We start from the raw sequence: 22,555 nt of genomic DNA, 5'->3' as shown, positions 1-22,555 counted from the left end.
TATGGTTTCACAAGACTATTATGCAAACTAATATTACAATTGTTGGAGCAGGGGCTGCGGGTCTATTTTGTGCTGGATTATTAGGTCAAAAAGGGCATCGTGTGACCGTTATTGATAACGGAAAAAAACCGGGACGAAAGATCTTAATGTCGGGTGGCGGAAAATGTAATTTTACTAATCTTGATGTGGATGCGCACCATTACATTTCTGAAAATCGTCATTTTTGTAAATCAGCCTTGAAACGGTTTAACCAATGGGATTTTATCCAATTAGTTAATCAATATAATATTGCTTATCATGAAAAAGATCATGGTCAGCTATTTTGTGATAATTCAGCCAAAGACATTGTCGATATGCTGCTTAGCGAGTGTCAAAAAGGAAAAGTTAACCTAATGATGCAAACGCAATTAGATGACGTCGAAGCGGTTGAAGATGGATTTAAATTGCAGACTTCGCAAGGTATGCTGAGTTGTCAAAACCTGATTATTGCTACAGGCGGGTTATCGATGCCAGCACTCGGTATGACTTCAATAGGTTATAAAGTGGCAGAAAAATTTTCCATTCCAATTGTACCGGTCAAAGCTGGGCTGGTGCCTTTTACCTTACATAAACCCTTATTAGATGTGTTATCGCAACTATCCGGTATTGCTATTCCGGTTGAAGTGACTTATGAGCAAATGCATTTTAAAGAAAATTTATTATTTACTCATCGAGGGCTTTCAGGCCCCGCCATTTTACAGATATCAAGCTATTGGCGAGTGGGTGAACCCATTACGATCAACTTATTACCAGATATGACATTTGAATCATCATTTAAACCGTTATTAGAAAAAAATCGTAACCAAACTTTGAAAAATTGTTTAGCACAAATTTTACCTAAAAGAGTAGTAGAAGCATTGATACAACTGGATATGATTACAGATATTACTGTGAAACAACTCAATTTGCATCTACAACAGCGTCTTTTTGACACATTAACCAAGTGGCATATTGTACCAAACGGAACCGAAGGGTATCGAACGGCTGAAGTCACATTAGGCGGGGTGAGTACCGATGCATTATCATCAAAAACAATGGCGACCAAGTCACAGCCGAATCTTTATTTTATTGGCGAAGTGGTTGATGTAACGGGTTGGTTAGGTGGTTATAATTTTCAGTGGGCTTGGAGCAGTGCCTTTGCATGTGCGAAGGCATTGGATGAAAAAACTGTTAGCCATCAATGTTAATGATTCATTACACCCATTTGAATATGGTACTTTTTGACCTTATATTGTAATGTAGTACGCGAAACATTTAATAATTTAGCGGCATTGATAATTTTTCCATTAGCTTGATTTAACGCATCGATAATCAATTGTCGCTCATAGTTTTCCACTTGGGTTGTTAAATCCCTAAATCGAGAAAAATTTGTGGCAGAATCATCGATTTTTGTCATGACATCTGCTTGCTGATGAGGGCTTTCAATTTCAAATAGCTCTTCATCAAGAACGATATGTTGTAATTCTCCGGGTTCATTTTGTAAAACCATACTTCGGACAATTGCATTTTCAAGCATACGTACATTGCCTGGCCATGGTGCTGACATCAATTGTTTCAAAGCATGCTTACTTATACCACTGATGGTTACTTTTATCTCATCTTGGTGTTTATCAATAAAATAGCGAGCTAAAACAGGAATATCTTCTGTTCGTTCGCGTAGTGCAGGAAGTTTTATTAATCCCACATTTAATCGATAAAACAGATCACTGCGCATTTTACCGTTTTTTAAAAGATCAGTAGGTGATTCGTTCATGGCGGCCACAATGCGAACATCAGAATGCAGCTCTTTATTGCCGCCTAGTCGCCAGTAGGTTTTTTCTTGTAGAAATCGCAATAACTTGCTTTGCATTTCAAGTGGCATGGCGTTTAGTTCATCAAGAAATAGTGTGCCACCGTTAGCCAGTTCTAGATAACCTTGGCGATTTTCAGCTCCCGTAAAGGCGCCTTTCACAGTACCAAATAGTGTACTTTCAATTAGCGTAGTAGGTAGTGCACTACAATTGAGCGATATAAAGGCTTTATCTCGGCGGTCGCTAGTTTGATGAATTAAATGGGCGAAGAGTTCTTTACCGGTACCTGTCTCACCAACAATGAGTACTGGCACATCATTAGCGCCTAAAATATTCGTCTGATCAATAACCGATTGCATTTTTTGAGATACAAATACGATTTCGGGAAGTGATTGTTCTTTACTGTGATATAAACGGCTGTTGAGTTTAAAAACTTGATCTTGTAATTGTCTTACATTAGATAAATTTCGACCGATTTCGATTGCGCCAATGATCTGTTTGTTATGATTGTAAAGTGGAACCGTGGTATGCAAATAATCGACAACTTTACCAACATGATTATAATAGCATTGATAATTATCCAGATATTCCTTACCTTCTAGCAAGGCTTTTAACATAGTACTATCTTCTTTTTGTAAATTAGGATAAACTTTAAGCAATGGTTTTCCTATAGCTTTATCTTGAGGATAGCCATCGAGTTCTGCACTTTCCTGATTGTAGTAAATATATTTACCTTCTTTATCAATAATGGCCATTGGCTGATGTATTAGATCAAAAAAATGTTTAAATATTTCCAATGATTGTAATAATTCAGGATCAACTGTCATGATATTAGTACCTTATAAAATTTGGATTATTGCTTAATAGCATACTTTTATTTAAATACCTTTCGACTATCACTAAAAAATGACAAATTTTTGTCATAAAGACATATTTTTAACTTAATGACAAAATTTGTTGCTAGATTGTTTAGTTTAACTTATTGATTATTTGTATTATTAAATTGGCATGCTGATTGCATTACAAGAGAAAAGCCATTTTACTTATTTTCTTATGTACTTTTTGAGTACTCATTAACTGGAGGTCATATGTCCGACAAAATTATGTCAAATTATAACAAATTACGTCACGATCTTATAACTAAAGATCGTCGTTTTAGTGCTGAAAACGGTAAATTATGTTTTGATGGCGTTAATTTAGAAGAGTTAGCAAGAAAATATCCAACGCCGTTTTACGTGTTTTCTGAAAAAGAAATTGATCGTAATGTTCAAGAAATTAAACAAGCATTCAAAGCGCATCCAAAAACAAAAATTTTCTATGCTTCTAAAACTTGTTCGGTTATGGGCGTACTCAAAGCCATTAAAGATGCGGGTATTTACGCTGAAGCAAACTCAATGTTTGAAGTACGTAAATGTTTAGAGATTGGTTTTCCGGGTAGCCAAATCGTGTTTAATGGTGTGGTAAAAAAACCAGTTGATCTTGAATATGCCATTAAAAATGATCTGTATATTATTAACGTCGATAGTTTATATGAACTTGATATTATCGATGAAATATCAAAAAAATTGAAAAAAGTGGCGAATGTGTGTGTACGTGTTGAACCGAATGTACCATCAGCAACACACGCTGAATTAGTTACTGCTTATCATGCTAAGTCAGGTATCGATTTAGAACAAGCAGAAGAGACTTGTCGCCGTATTCTTGAAATGCCTTATGTCCATTTACGTGGTCTACATATGCACGTTGGGGATCAAGTACCGGAAGCTGAACCTTTTGCGAAAGCAACCAAAGTACTTGTTGATGAATCTCGCCGTTTAGAAGAGGTGTTAGGAATTAAGTTTGATTTAATTAATGTAGGAGGTGGTATTCCTGTTCCTTATAAATACGATGACGAAAACGGTAACCCATTACAAGACAATATGTATGCCGGTATTACAGCCCAAGATTTTGCTGATGCAGTCATTCGTGAAGTACATAAATGGCGTACCGATGTCGAAATCTGTATTGAACCTGGTCGAAAAGTTACCGGTTCAGCTGGGGTGCTATTAACAGAAGTTGCCTGTGAAAAACGTAAAACGAATTACGATTTAGACGGTAACATCGAAGAACATGTTGAATGGAAATTTGTTGATGCAGGTTATAGCGTGTTATCTGATAGTCAACATTTCGATTGGTTCTTCTATGTTTATAATGCATCTCGAATTAATGAATCACATGATGAATATATTAAATTAGCCGGTCCTTTGTGTGATGGTGGTGACTATTATCATGTTGGTGTTAAAGGTGAAGAGTTCTTATTACCTAAAGATACCGACATTGGCGATATTATTGCTTTCCTTGATGCTGGAGCTTACACCATTGAAAGTCAGACAGTCTATAACAATCGCCCTCGTACGTCGGTTGTGATGATAGACAAAAAAGGCAAAGATCGCTTGATTCGCCGTGAGGACACTTACGAAGATATGGTTGGATACGACATCTATTAATCATGATTTATCTGGGGCACACGTTGCCCTAGATACTACAATGTGAGGTTATTATGAGTGATTCTAAAGATTCAAGTTTGCTCGGTATCAAAGACATTGTATTTATGAATGTCATTGCGATACTGAGTTTACGACAAATTCCTAACGTTGCTCCTTATGGCGCATCAGCAATGGTGCTTTGGCTCATTGCGGCATTTTGTTTGTTTTTTCCATTAGCCATGGTGTGTGGTGAACTTTCAACAGGTTGGCCAAAAGATGGCGGGATATTTGTTTGGGTTAAAGAGGCATTTGGTAAGCGTATCGCTTGGATTGTAGTGGTTTGTTTTTTATTTTCCTGTGTACTCTTCTTCCCATTGATGTTGCAATTTGGTTTTACTGCTATTGGTTATATGTTTAGTCCCGAATTAGCCCAAAATGAAGTATTTATTGGGGTGGGATCCATGGTGGTCTTCTGGATTTTAACACTGATGAATATTCGGGGATTAAAATGGACTAAGATTATTAATAGCGTGAGTGCTTGGCTTGGTGTATTTATTCCCGCAGCGATTATTGTCTTACTCGCGATTGTTTGGTTATTGACTGGTCATCCAATGGCAACCGATTATACGCATTTAAGTGATTGGATTCCTGATTTAGGCAGTTGGGATACGATTGTGTTTTTATCCAGTATGATGTTTGCGTTTGCTGGGCTTGAAGTGGCACCAATGATTGCCGGGCGTACACGTGATCCACAACGTGATTTTCCAAAAGCGATGGCTGTGTCAGCAATTGTTATTGTTGGTATTTATATGATTGGCTCTTGGGCTATCAATACATTATTACCAGCCGAAGATACCGATATTGTTGCTGGCGTTATGCAAGCGATGCAATCTGCTGCCAATGTATTACATATGCCTTGGTTGTTACCTGTTATGGCAATATGTTTATTCTTTGGTGCCTTAGGACAAATTAACTCATGGTTAGTTGGGCCGATCTATATGCTACAAGAAGCCTCTAAAGAGGATAATTTGTTGGGTGAACGTGTAGGTCGTTTACATCCGGTTTATCAAACACCGACATTTGCACTGGTTGTTCAAGCAATCATCGTTACTGTACTTTGCTTCTCAACATTTGTATCACCAAGTATTGCTGCAGCTTATTGGATGTTGACGGCGTTGACAACAATTTGCTATTTCATTCCTTACTTAGTGATGTTTATCGCTTACTATCGACTACGAGTGACTCAACCTGATGTACCACGTAGCTTTAAAATTCCGGGTAAAGTGTTACCAGTGGTATTACCCGCTTTAGGGTTCTTATCTACACTATTTGCTGTGATTTTAGTCTTTATACCACCAGCTCAAATCGATATGGGTGGATACGTTGAGTATATTGCTAAGATAGTTGGTGGCGCTGTACTTGCGATTGTATTAGCAGAATGGATATATCATCGTGCTCAAAAACGCAATCGTTTGCTCGAACAGTAAGGTATAGAGGAGTAAAGCATGTACAAACCCATATTGGAAATTGATTTACGCAAATTAAAAGAAAATGCTCGTGTTGAGAAAGACATTTTAGCTAAACACGGCATTGAAGTCATGGCTGTCAATAAAGTATTTGATGGCTGTGTCGAAACAGCGAAAGCTGTATTAGAGGGTGGTATTGATGTTATTGCTGAATCAAGAACTTACAATTTAAAAAAACTCAAAGAGGCTTTAAATTGTAAAACGTGTTTATTACGTAGTCCTTGTTTAAGTGAAATCAGCGACGTTGTGAAATATGCGGATATTAGCTTAAATAGTGAAAAGCAAGTCATAACGGCTTTATCTGATGAAGCCGTTAAACAGCGAAAGATTCACCAAGTGTTGCTCATGGTGGATATGGGGGATTTACGAGAAGGTATCTGGTTTGAGCATCTTGATGAGATTATTGATACCGTCAATCTCATTCTTTCGTTACCGGGTGTTGAGCTTTATGGGCTTGGCACCAACTTTAACTGCTATGGAACCGTTTTGCCTACGGTTAAAAATGGTGTTGATTTTTTACACATAGCACGCAAAGTAGAGGAAACTTGTGGTATTAAAATCAAATACTTATCTGCCGGTAATTGTACCAGTTACCATTTGTTAGATAAAGGTGTTTGGCCTAAAGGATTGAATCACATCAGAATAGGTGGTTTACATGAGTTTGGTATTGAATATGTCGATATGAAATATCTGGATGAATTTCATCATTCCAATAAACCTGTCGATAAAGCATGTAGCGATATCTATAAGCTATACGCACAAATTATTGAACTCAATAGTAAGCCAACCGTGCCTGTAGGGGAGCTTGGAGTCGATGCCTTTTTAAATAGTAAAACCTTTGTCGATCATGGTACTCGTAAACGTGCACTACTTGCTTTTGGTCGTCAAGATGTGCCGGCTGAAAACTGTGTACCTATCGATGATAGTATTACGGTTTTGGGGCAAACCAGTGATCATACCATCGTTGATATTGAAGATGTGTTAGAAACATTGAAAGTAGGTGATATGATTGGTTTTGAACTCGATTACACAGCCTTACTTATGGCATGTCAAACGAATGGTGTAGAAAAACGGTTTATTTATTAATTCGTGTTAGCTGCTGGTTTCCAGCAGCTTTTTTACCTTACTAGGCGGTTTACATGGCAACATCTGAATATCAAGGAAGTTCCTATCCGAGTACCACTAGTTTAAAAAAGAATTTAAAAAATCGGCATCTGTTGATGATCTCTTTGGGTGGTTCGATTGGTACCGGATTATTTATTGGTATTGCAGCACCACTTAGCACGGTTGGTCCGCTAGGGACGATTATTGCTTATTTGATGGCTGGTTGTATTATGCTCTCCACCATGCTCTGTTTAGGTGAGCTTTCATGCGCATTTCCTCATGCCGGTTCTTTCCAGCACTATGCGTTAATGTTTATACCTAATCCCATTTGGAGCTATACTATAGGTTGGTTATATTGGTTAAGTTGGGTGCTGTCGATGGCGGCTGATTTAACGGCGGCATCAATTATTGCTCACCAATTTATCACTTCTATTCCTATTTATCTGTTTAGTCTAATTATTTTAATTGTTTTAACCTTTGTACATCTCACATCGGTACGAGCTTACGGCGAAAGTGAATACTGGTTTTCAACAATAAAAGTTCTGGCAATTATTGCTTTTATCGGGACAGGTATTTACTTGCTATATCATCAATATGCTGAAACTCATGTGCTACCAACATTGAAAACAGAAAACGGATGGTTTCCTAACGGTTTTTCAGCGATTTTTGTCTGTATGACGATTGTCACTTACTCTTTTCAAGGCGTTGAATTGATAGGAAGTGCAGCAGGGGAAGCCCAATCACCGCAAACCGTTTTACCTAAAATAATTACAGGTGTCGCTTTTAGAATCATCCTATTTTATGTTTTAGCAATTGCAGTTTTGGCACTCGTTTATCCCTATGGTAATGCACAAGAAGAGATAAGCCCTTTTGTTTGGGTATTTACGCAAGCAGGCATTAATTTTGCATCTTATGTCATGTTATTTGTGATTTTTTGCGCCGCTATATCGGCAGCTAATTCTGCAATTTATGCTAGTTCTAGAATGTTATGGTCAATGTCTCAGGATAATTTAGCACCAAAATATTTTGCAGAGGTAAATAGGCGGGGTGTGCCAACCAAAGGAATATTGTTTATATCCATTATTGCGCTGGTATCATTATTTTCAAAGTACATTGCTGCGGAAAAACTTTATCTTTATTTGGTTGCAGCGACAGGGCAGGTTGGATGTTTTGCTTGGATTATTATCGCTTGGTGTCAATTTCAGTTTCGTCAAGGGGTCAATAAGGGGAAATATCCGCAAGAGACCATTAAATTTAAATCGCCATTTTATCCATGGCTTGCGATCATTTCGATGGTGATTAATACGATTATCATTATTGGAGTTTGGTTTGGTGAATCTGGCTATTTTATTTTTATATCGGAATTGGTATTAATTATGATTATTATCAGTTCGTATTTTTTCTTCAAGAAAAGAAAATTAATTATGCCCCATGCAAATGACTAAACTATTTGGTTAAATAAGGTTGGTGTAATCACTCACTACCGTAAACGTAGTAGTGATTACCGAGAAGATAACATCTGACCTTTGTCATTATCTAATATATTCAATGATCTGACTAATTAAGATTTAAAATTCCGGCGACGCCAGTAAATACGACTTGGGCAGCAATTGCTGAAATTAATAATCCGGTTAATTTTGATAAAATTGCAATTCCGGTATTTTTTAAAACTTTAGCGATGGTTTTAGAGCATAATAACATGGCATAAATACCACTTGATGCAATGAATAGTGATAACGCACCAATTAAATTTTGAATTAAACCATCTGAACTTGTCCCTAATACGATAATTGTACCAATTGATGCGGGGCCCATACAAAGCGGGATAGCCAAAGGGACAACACTAATATCATCATCGCTATTAATTTTATTTTTGTCAGGCGAATCGTTCATTAATGCCACTGCCGTTACAAAGAGTAATGCCCCCGATCCAATTCGAAATGCATCGAGAGTAAAGCCAAAAATACTAAACATCGCATTACCGAAAAAGAATAGCACAATGCCAATAATAAAAACGGCACAAGACGTTTTACGTGCGGTTTTTCGGCGTGCTTGTTCATCATACTGTTTTGTACCACTCAAAAATGCACTTAATACAGCAGGTGGTGTCATTAATGCAAATAATTTTATTGTTGTGGCAAGAATCTCAACAAGATAGTTAGCCATAGTATTACCTTTTATTCGACCAAGATATTGCTTGAATTGTGTCAACGATAGCTGGTGGGAAAAAATATTGGTTACACATAAAAACGGTCACCTTAATGGTGACCATATTTAATTTAATCTATTTTAATCGTTTTTTATTGTTAATCAATAAAAACTAGTTTAGGCGCTCTTTAATACGAGCCGCTTTACCACGAAGTTCGCGTAAGTAGTAAAGTTTAGCTTGACGTACTTGACCACGACGTTTCACAGTAATTGAATCAACAATCGGTGAGTGAGTTTGGAATACTCTTTCAACACCTTCGCCATTCGAAATTTTACGTACTGTAAATGCAGAATGTAAACCACGATTGCGAATTGCAATAACCACACCTTCATATGCTTGAAGACGTTTTTTGTTACCTTCAACAACCCACACTTTTACTTCAACCGTATCACCCGGACGAAAAGACGGGATGTCTTTTTTCATTTGTTCTTGTTCTAATTGCTGAATAATTGCATTTTTCATAATATTATCTCTTACTAGTTATACTGAAATCTTAATGGCTATGTTTATCCTGATATTCACGTTGAAACTCAGCGAGTAAACATTGCTCTTCATCAGTCAGAGCTAGATTTTCAAGAAGATCTTCTCTTCTTAACCAAGTTCGTCCAAGGGATTGTTTTAATCGCCAACGACGAATCGCTTCATGGTGACCAGACATTAACACGTCAGGCACCGCCATTCCATCTAACACCTCAGGTCTGGTATAGTGAGGACAATCAAGTAAACCGTTAGCAAAAGAGTCTTCTTCTGCTGATGATTCATGATTTAACACGCCGGGAATAAATCTTGCCAGTGCATCAATCATCGTCATTGCCGGTAATTCACCACCACTCAATACGTAATCTCCAATTGACCATTCTTCGTCAATCTCGGTTTGGATCACGCGTTCATCAATACCTTCGTAACGTCCACAAATCAAAATTAATTTTTGATTTTGTGACAATTCGCAAACGCCTTGTTGGTTCAATTTGCGCCCTTGTGGGGAAAGATAGATTACTTTTGTATTGTCACCTGCCACAGCTTTCGCTGCATGAATTGCATCCCTAAGGGGTTGTACCATCATTAACATACCCGGCCCACCGCCATAAGGTCTGTCATCGACAGTCTTATGCTTATCATGCGCAAAGTCGCGCGGATTCCAATAATTTACTGTTAACAGCCCATTTTTTACAGCTCGACCAGTTACGCCATAACAGGTAATGGCTTGAAACATTTCGGGAAAAAGGCTAATTACGCCAATCCACATAGTGTTACCTTACCAATTAAAAAGCAGGATCCCAATCGATCACAATCATTTTTGTTGTTAGATCAACTTGTTTAATAAATTGTTCTTCAACAAAAGGGATTAAACGTTCTGTTGCTCCAAATGCATCTTTTAGATTTGCTTTTACCACCAATACATCATTAGAGCCGGTCTCCATTAAATCAGTGACCTGACCTAAATCGTAACCGTTGACTGTTTTTACTCGGCACCCAATCAGATCTTTCCAATAAAAATCACCATGATTCAGTTCAGGCAAATTTTCAGCATCGACAAACACTTCAATGTTGGTTAATGCATTGGCTTGATCACGATCGTCAACACCTTTGAGTTTCACAATCATATCTTGATTATGGGGTTTAAAGCTTTCTACGATTACTTCTTGCCATTTTCCAGCTCGCTGGATATACCAAGGTGTGTAATCAAAAATACTATCTGGAAATTCTGTAAACGAAAAAATTCTGAGCCATCCACGAATGCCGTAGCTTGAACCAAGTTTACCAACAACAATGAAATTCTCAGTATTCATTTTACAGTGACTATCTATTACTTAATTAAGCAGCTTTTTGTGCTTGTTTGATCAATGAATTAACACGATCAGAAACAGTTGCACCTAAACCAACCCAATGATTTACGCGATCAAGATCTAAACGTAATTCTTCTGCTTTACCTTGTGCAATTGGATTAAAGAAACCAATGCGTTCGATAAAACGACCATCACGTGGGTTACGGCTATCAGTGACAACTACTTGATAAAAAGGGCGCTTTTTAGAGCCACCACGAGCTAAACGAATAGTTACCATAACATCCTCTTAAATTAAAAAATAATCTTTTTCCTGCCCAACATGGACAGAATCAAAGCCCCAGAATTATACTCCTTCTGGCAAAAAGTGCAATGACTGATTATGATTGATAGAGACAAGATAGTATATAATAGATTCAATTAAAAAATGAATAGACAAAATAGCATTCATTATCCGTTGTCACCCTCACCATGAATAACGCTAGAATAATTTATAATATTTTGGATATTAGCATCGATTATTTTTGACTTGGTTTGCGAGTAAATGCTCGCTTTAAAACACCAAAAAAACCTAATGATTTTACCATTTTGTCACCACCAATATAAACTCGGATTGCTCTTAATACGTCTTTAGGATTTTTTGAGGCAAAGGTAAAGGAGCCATTTTGTTTTGTGTGGATAGTATAACGTGGTATCCATTTTCCCCCAAATAAGACGGATGCAGAAACATATTCGACTTCTTGCCATGGGATTTGAATGTATTTACGTGCATCTCGCTGATGATAAAATTCCAACGCTTTATTTCCAATCATAATTTGTCCATACTCGGTAAAAGCTGTAAATGCGGTAGCTTTAACGGTTAGGTCTATTTTAGAGTTTAATGATTGAACCATTTATATGACTTCCATATTAATACTAAAGTTAATTTATTGTTTTTTTATGACTCGAACAGCCAAAACCTTTGGACTCAATTATTCAAATATTTGTTGATAAAAGATAAAAAAGCATAATTTAAACAGTAAATTATGCTTTCTATCGATTACTTAAAGTTTGAACTTATAGAAGACCAATCACGTGTCCTGCAATCCCGACAACAAAGAGTCCGAGGATTATTAAGATAGGTGATACTTTTTTACGTAATAACCACATGCATAAAAAGGTTAAAAGTAACGGAACCAGTCCTGGTATCAGTTGGTCTAAGTTATTTTGTAGGGTGGTGACCTTTTCTTGAGTAAGGGATAACCCCGCTTGCATTTGTTGTAATGCGGTTTGAATGCCTTCTGAACCAGCTGGTAAGTGATTCCAATCAATAAAAGCACCGTCGCCTAATTTAACTTTTGAAACAACAGGTTGAAAATTAATTGATACCCACCTTTGCACCAAGGCCGCCAGAATAAACATCCCTAAAATGGAAGCACCTTTGGTAATTTTTTGCAATAAGCCACCCGATAAATTATCGGTGATTTTAGCACCTGTACGGTAACCAAACTCTTGGGTGTACCACATAAAACTCCAACGGATAATATTCCAAAGTAAAAAGAATAAAATTGGTCCCATAACATTGCCACTAAGTGCAAGTGATGCGCCAAGCGCACCAAGCATTGGTCTTACCGTAAACCAGAACACGGGATCACCAACTCCGGCTAAAGGTCCCATCATTCCAACTTTTACACCTTGGATGGCAACATCATCAACAGCAGCACCATTAGCACGTTCTTCTTCGAGAGCAAGCGTTACACCAAGAACCGGTGAAGCTAAATAAGGGTGAGTGTTAAAGAATTCTAAATGGCGTTTAAGTGCTGCTGAACGATCTTCTTTGGTGGTATAAAGTTTTTTTATTGCAGGGATCATTGAATAGACCCAACCACCATTTTGCATACGTTCATAATTCCAAGAACCTTGGAGAAAGGTTGAGCGCCAAGCAACCGCTAAACGATCTTTTTTGCTTAATTGAATTTTATCAGTCATTTTTTTACTCCAAGTACTTAGTAATCATTTAAAATATCGTCAAGTGGATCACCTTTGCTTCCACCATTTGATGAATTGCCACGTTCTGAAAGGCTAAGATAAATCATTGCTAATGCAATACCTAATGCACCTAACGCAATAAGGGTTAATTGTGAGATAGCTGCAACCACAAAACCAATGATGAAGAATGGCCAAACTTCACGATTTGCCATCATATTAATTACCATGGCATAACCCACAGCAACGACCATACCACCACCAATTGCCATACCTGTTGTTAACCATTCAGGCATAGATTCTAATGCGCCTTTTACTGTTTCGGCTGGAATAAATAATAGCGCAGCTGCCGGAATGGCAATTCTTAAACCTTGTAAGCAGATACCTAATATTTGTAATAGTTCAATTTTACGGATATTACCTTCTTCTGCCGCTGCATCCATCATATGTACTAATGGTACAGCAATCGTTCGGACAATCATTGTTAAAAATAATCCTGCAACTGCTAAAGGAATGGCAATAGCAATAGCTGTTGATACGCCTGCAGCACCTTGTCCACCTAAAACCAAAATAATGGACGAAGCAACAGAGGCTAAAGCCGCATCGGGTGCAACAGCTGCACCGATGTTAGCCCAACCTAGGGCTATCATTTGTAATGATCCACCCAGAACAACACCCGCTTCAAGATTACCGGTCACCAAACCAATTAATGAACAGGCAACTAATGGTTGATGAAATTGAAACTGATCTAAAATACCTTCCATTCCTGCCAGAAAGGCAATAACTATCACTAAAATGATAGCAACAATTGATAATGTCATAATATAACCTCTTGTATAAGTCCTAATTCTTTTGTGCTGCTAATTCTTCTTTCGCTTTTTTCAACAATTCATCCATATTACTATTAGAATCATTAGGTACTTTGCGAACATCAAATTTCACGTGTTTTTCTTTTAATTTTTCAAATGTTTCTACATCATCCGCATTCATTGACAGCACTTTATTTACCATTACTTTACCGACAGAGTGCGCCATTGAGCCAATATTAAGGGTATCAATGTCGACCCCGCCTTCAATAGTTCGTAATACATCTTGTGGGTTTTCGAATAGTAATAATGCCTTAGTATTGCCAAATCGTGGATCGCGCGAAACTTCGATGATTTTTTTAATCGGCACGACATTTGCTTTTACCCCCGGAGGAGCGGCTTCTTCGATCAGTTTTTTTCTTAATTCATCTTTCGATACTGAATCCGATACCACGATGATACGATTAGGATTGGTTGATTTTGTCCAAGCGGTGGCGACTTGACCATGTAATAAACGAGAGTCAACCCGAGCCAAGACAATTTTCATTTTACCATCACCTAGAACGGTGCCTTCAGGTATGGTATTCGTTTGTTGAGTAGCAGTGGTGCTTGCAGCCGGTGCTTCAACTGTTGCTTTAATTCCTTCTTTCGCTGATTCTAAGATTGCAACGGCAATTTCTTTAGCAGTTTCCATTGAAAAACGAGATGAATAAGCTTCAATAAGCATCGGTAGATTTAAACCTGCAACAATTGCCCAATTAGGGTGTTCACCACATAGATTATTTGCTTGATTAAATGGCGTGCCACCCCATAAATCAACTAAAAAAAGTACTTCATTTTGATCGTCGAAAGTTGCTATTGCGGCTAACATTCGTTCTTTTAAACTTTCAGGGCTATCACTCGGATGCAAGGTTACGGCTTGCACGTTTTCTTGCTCTCCAAAAATCATTGACCCAGATTGTAGAATCCCTTCTGCAAACTCACCATGAGTTGCTAGAATAATTCCTACCATACAACTACCTCCCAATTTTTATATTATATTCATAATATAAATGTCATAAATTTTTATCAAAAATTGATATTAAAAATTAACTATAAATAATATAGTCTGTAACTTTAAACAGGGCTGAAATTCGTGATATTAACGAACCAATATAAGTTTTATTTCGAATAGAATTATTGAAATAAATCCCCATTTTGTAAATAGCTTTTTGTATAAATAATCTGTTGTCCTTCATAAAATACAAAATGTTTAATCATAAAAAAGTTAAAGTCTTTTATTTGATAATTGAGTTGTGTCATTGGGTGTTAAAGTTTACTCATTGACAAATTTCAACTTCTTGACAGAACAATAAGATCGATAATCTTATTCATTAAGATTAGTTATTTTAACCATAATGACTTATTATGATATCTAAGATCAAGTTCATGACTAAACCACCGCCCATTTAATACCTCAGATATTAGCGTTTTTTTTATTTCTGGTGGGATAGATTGGTCTTTATCCATTTCATCAAGCACATCACGGTAAGAAAAATGTTGTCTTCCCATATAAACTATAGCTTTTTCTTTGTCGGCATTGATATAGAGTAGTCCCTTATCCGCATTATTATTTGTTGTTGACCAATTATTCCAATAAACTAAATCGTCACCATTAGGATCGCCGTTATAAATAAAATTATGTATATATTTTTTATAAATCTTACTGAGTTGTTTAGCGCCTTGAGTTTTATAGGCATTTGCTATTAACCCGTTATAATTTTCTGAATACGGATCCATCAGTGGTAAAAAAACACCATGAAAAGCACCATATAATCCCATTGGTAAGCCTACAACATTTTGATCTTCGCCATATTGTATTTCCATACCATAAATTTTTGCTTTATAAAAAGGTGCCATTTTTTGGGCTGAGTCTGAAACGTTAAATAAATCATATAATTTTCCGCCATATTTATTGGCGAATTGAAATGCTGTTAGTGTTTGTCCACTTGGTATACCATGATTGAAGGATGAGCTAAAATAAGCTGAAGATTTTGCGAATAATGAAAATTCACCCGTACCGGTCAGCATGATCAATGGCACAGAATGATATTGATGCGTATTAAAACCTTCTTTGGGGATCACATAGCCGTCGTTATATAAATGCGGAAAGACACTCATTCTGATTCCGGCATTATTCATCAGTGAAACCAATCTTTCAGAAGATAGGCTATACAAATATGCTTTGACATCGGGATGCTTGGTTAACAGCCAATGATAAGCTTGTTCTTCAGTCGGCTTTATTTTATCTTCAACAGCAAGTGGGGCTATAGCTTTGGCAAAGACTTTAATGCTATCCTCTTTATTTGCAATGGTCATACCACCACTAAAAGAGATCGCTTTTTGAAATTTATCTTTAAAAATAGGTGAGATTAACATCGCCATCACATCTCGCCCACCCGCTGAAAAACCAGAGACAGTGATATTGTTAGGATTTCCGCCAAAATAGGTAATATTGTCTTTAATCCAATCCAATGATTTTGCCATATCCAATAACGCATAGTTTCCAGAATCTTCGAGTTTATCACCCGTTTGCAAGGCAGGAAGCGGATTAAATCCTAGTGGTCCCAAACGATAATTAATTGAGATAAAAATTGCATCCAGATCGGTTACCATGCCGTTGCCTGTCATCTCTTCTGCTTTTCCGATTTGGTTGTTTCCACCGTGAATATAAACGAGAACTGGTAAATTTTTTTTATTATTATTCGGTCGATAGATATTGAGATTTAAACTATTATCTGAACCAATGATGTTATTTTCATTGAGCTGAAATGCGATAGGACTTGCTTGAGTTGCATCAAATATACCTTCCCATGGTTCAGGGTCAATCGGTTTTTTCCATCTTAACTCCCCTGAGGGTGCTTTCGCATAAGGTATGCCTGTCCACACGAGAACGTTGTTGATGTTGTCGAGTTGACCTTTAACTAATCCAAATTGGGTTTTTATCAAAGTTGGATCCGAGATAGTGGATATCGTTGATAAATTGGAATTTGTTAAAAGCTGATGATTTTGACTATAGACAACCATTGGCGTTGATAGGATGAAAATACCAAGTATAGCGATATGAAATAGTGTTTTCCTCATACAATGTCCTTGTGTGTCTTTCAAAAATTGAATAAAAAATTAATATCAGAAATTAGCGAGAAGTGTATACATCCATGAAAGAAGTGATGAATTTACGCTTAATCTAACTAAATCATATTATTATAATTATCTCATTATACTGTTATGCCAGTAATATTCTGTTTAAATAAATGGTACAGTTTTTATATTTCTCTATTATGTAATAGATTGTCAATAATCCTAATTTGAAAATTAGACATAGATCATAAAAACAGACCATTTATGTTTATTTTTTCTATAATTATCTTATCAACTCGCCGATAGTGCTTTTCTGATAAAACCATTATTTTCTGATAATAATTTTTTTGCTTGATCAACATCAAAGTGACCGAGAATCATTAAAATAGCTGTTTTACAGTGTCTATCACTCTGTTTAAGTGCTAACACCGCCGTTTGGCGGTCACATTCAGTTGCTTGCATGACAATGGATATTTGTCGCTCAATTAATTTAGCATTAGTGGCTTCGACATCGACCATTAAATTACCGTAAACTTTACCAATTTTGATCATGCTAGCGGTGGTTAACATATTAAGGACAAGTTTTTGTGCTGTTCCGGCTTTCATTCTTGATGACCCCGTTATCACTTCAGCTCCTACAATTGGTGTGATGGCGACGTCTGCCAGATCAATCATAGGGGCATTGGGGTTACAGCATAAACTTATCACTGTTGCGCCAATTGATTTAGCAAATTGCATACCACCTATAACGTAGGGAGTGCGACCACTTGCGGCAATACCAACTAAAATATCATTGGCTGAAAAGTGAATATTTTTCAAATCAGTTATTGCTAATTCAGGATTATCTTCGGCATTTTCAACGGCTTTAAAAATTGCCGTTTGACCACCAGCAATCAATCCGATGACTTGTTGAGGAGGGGTGCCATAGGTGGGTGGGCATTCACTTGCATCTAAAATACCAAGCCGACCTGAAGTGCCGGCACCGAGATAAATTAAACGACCGTGATTTAAAAAAGTTTGACTAATCACATCCACTGCTTTAGCGATATTTGCTAACTCTTTTTCAACAGCAACGGCAACATGCTTATCTTCATTATTGATGATTTTGAGTATATCGATCGTCGAACAGCTATCAATTTTTTCGCTGTATGGATTACGACTTTCAGTTAACATTTTTGATAGATTTATTGGTTGCATACTTTTTTAATCCTAGCCACAGTAAAAAGATGACAATTGCAAATAAAGCGCCGAAACTAACGCCAATTGTTATTATCGAGATCTTAAAAGATACAGCAACAGTATAAAGACCCAACATAACCATCATTGTAGTATATTCACTTAAATTTTGTACGGAAATGACACTGCCTGCACCCACAAGATCTTTACCCGTTTTTTGAATTAATGCATTTAAGGGTACTAAAAAGAATCCGCCTAACGCACCAATAACAATTAATAATACATAACAAGCAATAAGGTTGCTTTGTAAAGTGAATGCGATAACGGCAATGCCCATCATAATACCTGCCGGAATGCAACGTAACGTATTATTGATTGAGATCAGTAAGCTGGCTAATCCTGCTCCAATAACAATACCGATAGCAACGACTGCATTTAGATTTGTTGGTGTTGCGATATCAGTAATATTTAAAACAGCTGGTACCCAAAGGATTAATAAAAATCGTAAGGTAACTCCCGCCCCCCAGAATAGACTTGTGCCTAATAAAGTATATAAAACAAGTTTATTATTGAGAATAATGTGAACGGTTTTACTAAAATCTTTTATCATACCCTTTATATTCCATTGAATATCTTTTCTGGCAGCAGGGAGTTTAGGAATAAAAATATTAGCAATAACAGCAAAACCATACATTAATACACATGCAAGTAAGGACGCACTGACATTCATATCGGCAAGATGTCCACCAGCAAGTGAACCCAGTAAAATAGCCGCAATAGTGGATGCTTCTATCAATCCATTCGCTTTGACTAAATTATTACCTGAAGTCAGTTCGCCTAAAATGCCATATTTAGCAGGCGAATAACCCGCTGCACCAACACCTACTAAAAAATAGCCAATAAAAGGGTTGAAATTAAGACAGATACAGGCTGCGCCTAATAGCTTCATACCATTTGAAATCATCATGACTTTTCCTTTAGACATACAGTCTGCAAATTGACCAACAAAAGGAGAAAGGATGATAAAAGGAATCACAAAACCGATTTGTAGTGCTGACTCACTCCATTCTGGGTACTGAAGTTTTCTGATATAGGCAAGAATAGCAAAGAATATTGCATTATCTGCAAATGCCGAAAAGAATTGCGCCAGCATGGTTGCCACCATGCCTTTGCTTAATAGTGAATTGTGGTTCATGTGATATCCTTATGCTATTCGTCAGCCATTTTTCGAAGTGTGATAAAGTCTATTTTTCCTGTTCCAAGAAGTGGAAGTTCTTTAACAACACGAATATCACGAGGAACGGCTAAAGCAGGAATACCAAGTTCTTGTGCTGTTTGACTTAGTTGTTCACGATCTAACTTGGTTGAAGTTGTGAAAAGTACAATTGCTTCCCCTTTTGCTGCATCAGCTTTTACTGTTGCACCATGCATTGCATCGGGATCCACTTTTTTAGCGAGTGCCTCTACACTCTCTAAAGAGACCATTTCACCTGCTATTTTGGCAAATCGTTTTAGTCGTCCTTTAATGGTGATAAAACCTTCATCATCAATTGAAACGATATCACCGGTATCGTACCAACCCTGTTCAGCTTCACCGTTTTCATCTATGGCGACAGGTGGTTCAAGGGTGCCTGGATTTTCAACGCGCAAATAACCTTTCATCACGTTTGGCCCTTTAACTTGTAACTCTCCTCCCTCACTAATGCCAGGTATATGAATTAACCGTGAAGTCATCCCCGGCAATAAACGACCAACTGTGCCATTTTTAAATGCCATAGGTACATTGAGGGCAACGACCGGTGCACATTCGGTGACGCCATAACCTTCTAAAATACGAATGCCATATTTATCTTTCCATAGTTCTCGTACTGGTTCTGATAATTTTTCAGCGCCAGCTACCACATAGCGTAAACGCATAAAATCAAATGGGTGGGCATAGCGAGCATAGTTAGCTAAAAAAGTTGGTGTACCAAATAGAACGGTACAATTTTGGTCATAAATAATTTCAGGTACCATTCGATAGTGTAAAGGGTTTGGATATAAAAATGTACGACTACCTGAAAAAAGCGGTAAAAACAAACCAGCTGTGATACCAAAAGCATGAAACAACGGTAACGCAGACATAAATCGATCGGCTGGAGTAGGATCAATGACCGATCGAATTTGTTCAACATTAGCAAGTAGACTACCATGCGTATGCACAACCCCTTTAGGGTTACCCTCAGAGCCTGATGTAAAAAGAACAAGTGCTTCATCATCACTTGTCTGATTACATTCAACAAAACGTGGAATATATTGATTCACTGCCACATAGAGCTTATCTTTTAAAGTCAAACTACTACGTAAATCTTCCAGAAAATACCACTTAATGCCTTTGATCTCATCTAAGAGATAATCCAGTTTACCTTTTTGAATAAATTTACGCGATGTGACAATGGATTTAATTTCGGCGGCAGTAATTGCACAGGTTAATCCCTTTGTACCAGCAGTATAATTAAGCATGGCAGGTACTCGGTTTTTCACTAATAAACCGAAAATAGTCGCAACGGTGATTGTGGCATTGGGGAGTAAAACACCCACTCGTTCTTTTTTCTCGGTAATTTTTTCGATAATGCAACTTACACCAATAATTTGCTTAAGTAAATTACGATAAGATAATTCGGACGTTGTCGGGTCTTGTACTGTTCTTGATTTTGTCCCGTAGCGAACTTGTGCTTCAAGTAATGCTTCAAATAATGTTAATTTAGGACGGCTTGCCAAACGAGCATTCATCATGATTTGATGCAATTTTTCACCCGCTATATAGCGTTTGTCTTTTGCTTTAGGCACATTTGGCATTGGAATTGTGGTCGGTTCAAGTACATGAATCGTTATTTTAGGAAATAAGCGACGTTTAAACAGTCCTTTTAGGCGGCTAGTTAATGTGAACTCTGCTCCTTCAATCCAGATTGGTACAATTGTTGCTTTCGATCGAGCCGCTACAAAAGCCGCTCCATCATAAATTTTCATTAATGACCCTGTTACGGTGATTCTTCCTTCAGGGAATATGACTATCGGACGTCCTTTTTCAATTTCGCGTACTAAGCGTTTAATCGCCATAGGATTAATCGGATCCATCGGCACAAAATCCACGTACCGTTTTGCTAAACGAACTAACCAGTGATCAATATAACCTGAATAAATGGCAAACACGGGTCTAACAGGTAAGAAAACACCGATTAGAAGACCATCAAGAAAGGAAACATGGTTAGGAGTGATAAGCAATCTTTCTTGCTTTAAGTTTTTTAGGTTACCATAAATTTTGACATGAAAAAGAAACTTTAAAATAACCCTTAATATATTGAATAACATCTTAATTCTCAATTTCCGTGCAAAATTGCACCTTGTCATAATAGTGAAAATAGAGCAAATACACAAGATATGTTGTTTATTTTGAATTTATTATGAATAATCTGAACATGATTAATGATTTTCTTTGTTTAGTTATCTAAAAGTTAGACAATGCCTATAAAAAACGTAAAATAAATCATAAAAAAAGGTCTGGAGTGAAAATGTTAATTTTATCCGCAAATGATATTCAACATGTTTATAGTATGAAAGATGCCATTGAGGCAGATAAACAAGCTTTAAAAATCTATACCCAAGGAGATAGTGAAGTGCCTTTACGTATCAATTTTGATATGCAGAAAGGGCAAAGTTTATTTATGCCTGCGCATATAAAAGGTAAGGATATCGCTGGCATTAAAATTGTGTCTGTATTTCCGGATAATCCTAAATTGGGTAAACCCTCCGTACCAGCGCAAGTGATGATGTTAGATCCTTTAACTGGGGAAGTTTGTGCCATTTTAGATGGTACTTTTGTAACTCAACTTCGTACAGGGGCGGTACAAGGTGCGGCAACCGATCTTTTAGCAAGAAAAAATGCTCGACGAGCAGTGTTAATTGGAACAGGAGGTCAGGCAGTATCACAATTAGAAGCCATGTTAACCGTTCGGGATCTGACTGATATAGCTATTTACGATATCGATGAACAAAAAGCGAAACAATTTACGGAAGCGATGAAAAAACACTTTTCACATTTTTCAGCCAATCTTTATTTTTCGCAAAATTTTGATGAAGACATTGGTCAAGCAGATATTATCACCTCAGTGACAACATCTAAAGTGGTCACATTTAATGGTGATATCGTTAAGCCTGGTACTCATATTAATGGTGTGGGTGCATATACCCCTGAAATGCATGAAATACCAAGTAATATTGTTGAAAAAGCGGACATTCGTGTACTTGATACTAAAGAGGGCGTTTTTGCCGAAGCAGGGGATATTATTGATCCAATTAACCAAAAACGTGTATCAAAAAATGATTTTTTTGAGTTGGGTGAATTAGTTACTGATTCGCAAAAATGTCGCCAAAACGATGAGCAAATCACATTATTTAAAACGGTGGGAACAGCCGTTCTCGATGTTTATGTTGGATATGATATTTATCTAAAAGCAAAAGAAAAGGGTATTGGAACAAATATATAAGCTAAAGATTAGAAAGAATAGCTCATTTTAATTACAACGTTATTT

At 37.0% G+C, this 22,555-nt stretch carries 20 protein-coding genes; 6 read left to right on the top strand and 14 right to left on the bottom strand.

The genetic code is table 11. The annotated features are described in order from the left end of the window. Positions 1–20 precede the first annotated feature (20 nt). Entirely contained in the window at positions 21–1,226 is a 1,206-nt protein-coding gene (locus ACGH46_RS08910; RefSeq protein WP_411605338.1) for an NAD(P)/FAD-dependent oxidoreductase, read from the top strand. Here the strand turns inward: ACGH46_RS08910 and ACGH46_RS08905 are convergent. Further along, positions 1,223–2,659: a sigma-54 interaction domain-containing protein gene (locus ACGH46_RS08905; RefSeq protein WP_370632181.1), complete on the bottom strand. Its 1,437-nt coding sequence runs from the start codon at positions 2,657–2,659 to the stop codon at positions 1,223–1,225. The two genes, ACGH46_RS08910 and ACGH46_RS08905, sit on opposite strands and share 4 nt — an antisense overlap. A gap of 258 nt (positions 2,660–2,917) precedes the next feature. Here ACGH46_RS08905 and lysA point away from each other — a divergent pair, with 258 nt between their 5' ends. The 4 genes from lysA to ACGH46_RS08885 are packed head-to-tail and all read left to right on the top strand — an operon-like array spanning position 2,918 to position 8,369. Continuing rightward, a complete protein-coding gene (gene lysA / locus ACGH46_RS08900) occupies positions 2,918–4,315 on the top strand; it encodes a diaminopimelate decarboxylase (protein WP_065559713.1) in 1,398 nt (465 codons plus the stop codon). A gap of 53 nt (positions 4,316–4,368) precedes the next feature. Further along, the gene (locus ACGH46_RS08895; RefSeq protein ID WP_065559712.1) at positions 4,369–5,781 is read left to right on the top strand and encodes an APC family permease; all 1,413 of its coding nucleotides are present in this window, start codon (positions 4,369–4,371) and stop codon (positions 5,779–5,781) included. Between the two features lie 18 nt (positions 5,782–5,799). Further along, positions 5,800–6,906: an alanine/ornithine racemase family PLP-dependent enzyme gene (locus ACGH46_RS08890; RefSeq protein WP_267352017.1), complete on the top strand. Its 1,107-nt coding sequence runs from the start codon at positions 5,800–5,802 to the stop codon at positions 6,904–6,906. A 53-nt stretch (positions 6,907–6,959) separates the two neighbouring features. Next, complete coding sequence (locus ACGH46_RS08885) at positions 6,960–8,369, top strand: amino acid permease (RefSeq protein ID WP_411605336.1); 1,410 nt, start codon at positions 6,960–6,962, stop codon at positions 8,367–8,369. A gap of 112 nt (positions 8,370–8,481) precedes the next feature. On the opposite strand, the gene ACGH46_RS08880 is transcribed toward ACGH46_RS08885, so the two are convergent. The 13 genes from ACGH46_RS08880 to aas all read right to left on the bottom strand — a co-directional run bounded on the left by ACGH46_RS08880 (position 8,482) and on the right by aas (position 21,335). Then, positions 8,482–9,090 (bottom strand): MarC family protein, encoded by a 609-nt coding sequence (locus ACGH46_RS08880; protein WP_267352013.1) that lies wholly within the window; start codon positions 9,088–9,090, stop codon positions 8,482–8,484. Positions 9,091–9,244: 154 nt separating this feature from the next. Next, positions 9,245–9,595 carry a 50S ribosomal protein L19 gene (gene rplS, locus ACGH46_RS08875; RefSeq protein WP_034900792.1) on the bottom strand — a complete coding sequence of 117 codons (351 nt, stop codon included), beginning with the start codon at positions 9,593–9,595 and terminating at the stop codon, positions 9,245–9,247. A gap of 31 nt (positions 9,596–9,626) precedes the next feature. Further along, on the bottom strand, positions 9,627–10,379 hold the full coding sequence (trmD, locus tag ACGH46_RS08870) for a tRNA (guanosine(37)-N1)-methyltransferase TrmD (RefSeq protein ID WP_220215872.1): 753 nt from the start codon (positions 10,377–10,379) through the stop codon (positions 9,627–9,629). 16 nt (positions 10,380–10,395) lie between these two features. Then, complete coding sequence (gene rimM / locus ACGH46_RS08865; RefSeq protein WP_267380141.1) at positions 10,396–10,923, bottom strand: ribosome maturation factor RimM; 528 nt, start codon at positions 10,921–10,923, stop codon at positions 10,396–10,398. Between the two features lie 25 nt (positions 10,924–10,948). Beyond that, positions 10,949–11,197: a 30S ribosomal protein S16 gene (gene rpsP / locus ACGH46_RS08860; RefSeq protein WP_065559705.1), complete on the bottom strand. Its 249-nt coding sequence runs from the start codon at positions 11,195–11,197 to the stop codon at positions 10,949–10,951. Between the two features lie 238 nt (positions 11,198–11,435). Then, positions 11,436–11,810 (bottom strand): DUF956 family protein, encoded by a 375-nt coding sequence (locus ACGH46_RS08855; protein ID WP_220215870.1) that lies wholly within the window; start codon positions 11,808–11,810, stop codon positions 11,436–11,438. Positions 11,811–11,973: 163 nt separating this feature from the next. Further along, positions 11,974–12,885, bottom strand: a complete 912-nt coding sequence (locus tag ACGH46_RS08850) for a PTS system mannose/fructose/sorbose family transporter subunit IID (RefSeq protein WP_411605334.1) — start codon at positions 12,883–12,885, stop codon at positions 11,974–11,976. Between the two features lie 17 nt (positions 12,886–12,902). Further along, positions 12,903–13,703, bottom strand: a complete 801-nt coding sequence (locus tag ACGH46_RS08845) for a PTS mannose/fructose/sorbose transporter subunit IIC (protein WP_065559702.1) — start codon at positions 13,701–13,703, stop codon at positions 12,903–12,905. A gap of 22 nt (positions 13,704–13,725) precedes the next feature. Beyond that, positions 13,726–14,700: a mannose/fructose/sorbose PTS transporter subunit IIA gene (locus ACGH46_RS08840; protein WP_220215867.1), complete on the bottom strand. Its 975-nt coding sequence runs from the start codon at positions 14,698–14,700 to the stop codon at positions 13,726–13,728. Between the two features lie 371 nt (positions 14,701–15,071). Further along, the gene (locus tag ACGH46_RS08835; protein ID WP_411605332.1) at positions 15,072–16,811 is read right to left on the bottom strand and encodes a carboxylesterase family protein; all 1,740 of its coding nucleotides are present in this window, start codon (positions 16,809–16,811) and stop codon (positions 15,072–15,074) included. Between the two features lie 288 nt (positions 16,812–17,099). Then, a complete protein-coding gene (murQ, locus tag ACGH46_RS08830) occupies positions 17,100–18,005 on the bottom strand; it encodes an N-acetylmuramic acid 6-phosphate etherase (protein WP_411605330.1) in 906 nt (301 codons plus the stop codon). Further along, positions 17,971–19,179, bottom strand: coding sequence for a lysophospholipid transporter LplT (lplT, locus tag ACGH46_RS08825; RefSeq protein ID WP_267352001.1), 1,209 nt, complete (start codon positions 19,177–19,179; stop codon positions 17,971–17,973). The genes murQ and lplT overlap by 35 nt, the downstream gene beginning before the upstream one ends. Before the next feature lie 14 nt (positions 19,180–19,193). Continuing rightward, on the bottom strand, positions 19,194–21,335 hold the full coding sequence (gene aas, locus ACGH46_RS08820; RefSeq protein ID WP_411605328.1) for a bifunctional acyl-ACP--phospholipid O-acyltransferase/long-chain-fatty-acid--ACP ligase: 2,142 nt from the start codon (positions 21,333–21,335) through the stop codon (positions 19,194–19,196). A 200-nt stretch (positions 21,336–21,535) separates the two neighbouring features. Between aas and ACGH46_RS08815 the strand changes: the two genes are divergently transcribed. Beyond that, a complete protein-coding gene (locus ACGH46_RS08815; protein WP_411605326.1) occupies positions 21,536–22,510 on the top strand; it encodes an ornithine cyclodeaminase family protein in 975 nt (324 codons plus the stop codon). Positions 22,511–22,555: the final 45 nt, after the last annotated feature.

Source organism: Gilliamella sp. CG22 (assembly GCF_046635725.1).
Lineage (GTDB): Bacteria > Pseudomonadota > Gammaproteobacteria > Enterobacterales > Orbaceae > Gilliamella > Gilliamella apicola_I.
The sequence above is the reverse complement of the archived record's forward strand: the minus strand, read 5'-3'. Positions and strand labels throughout refer to the sequence as shown.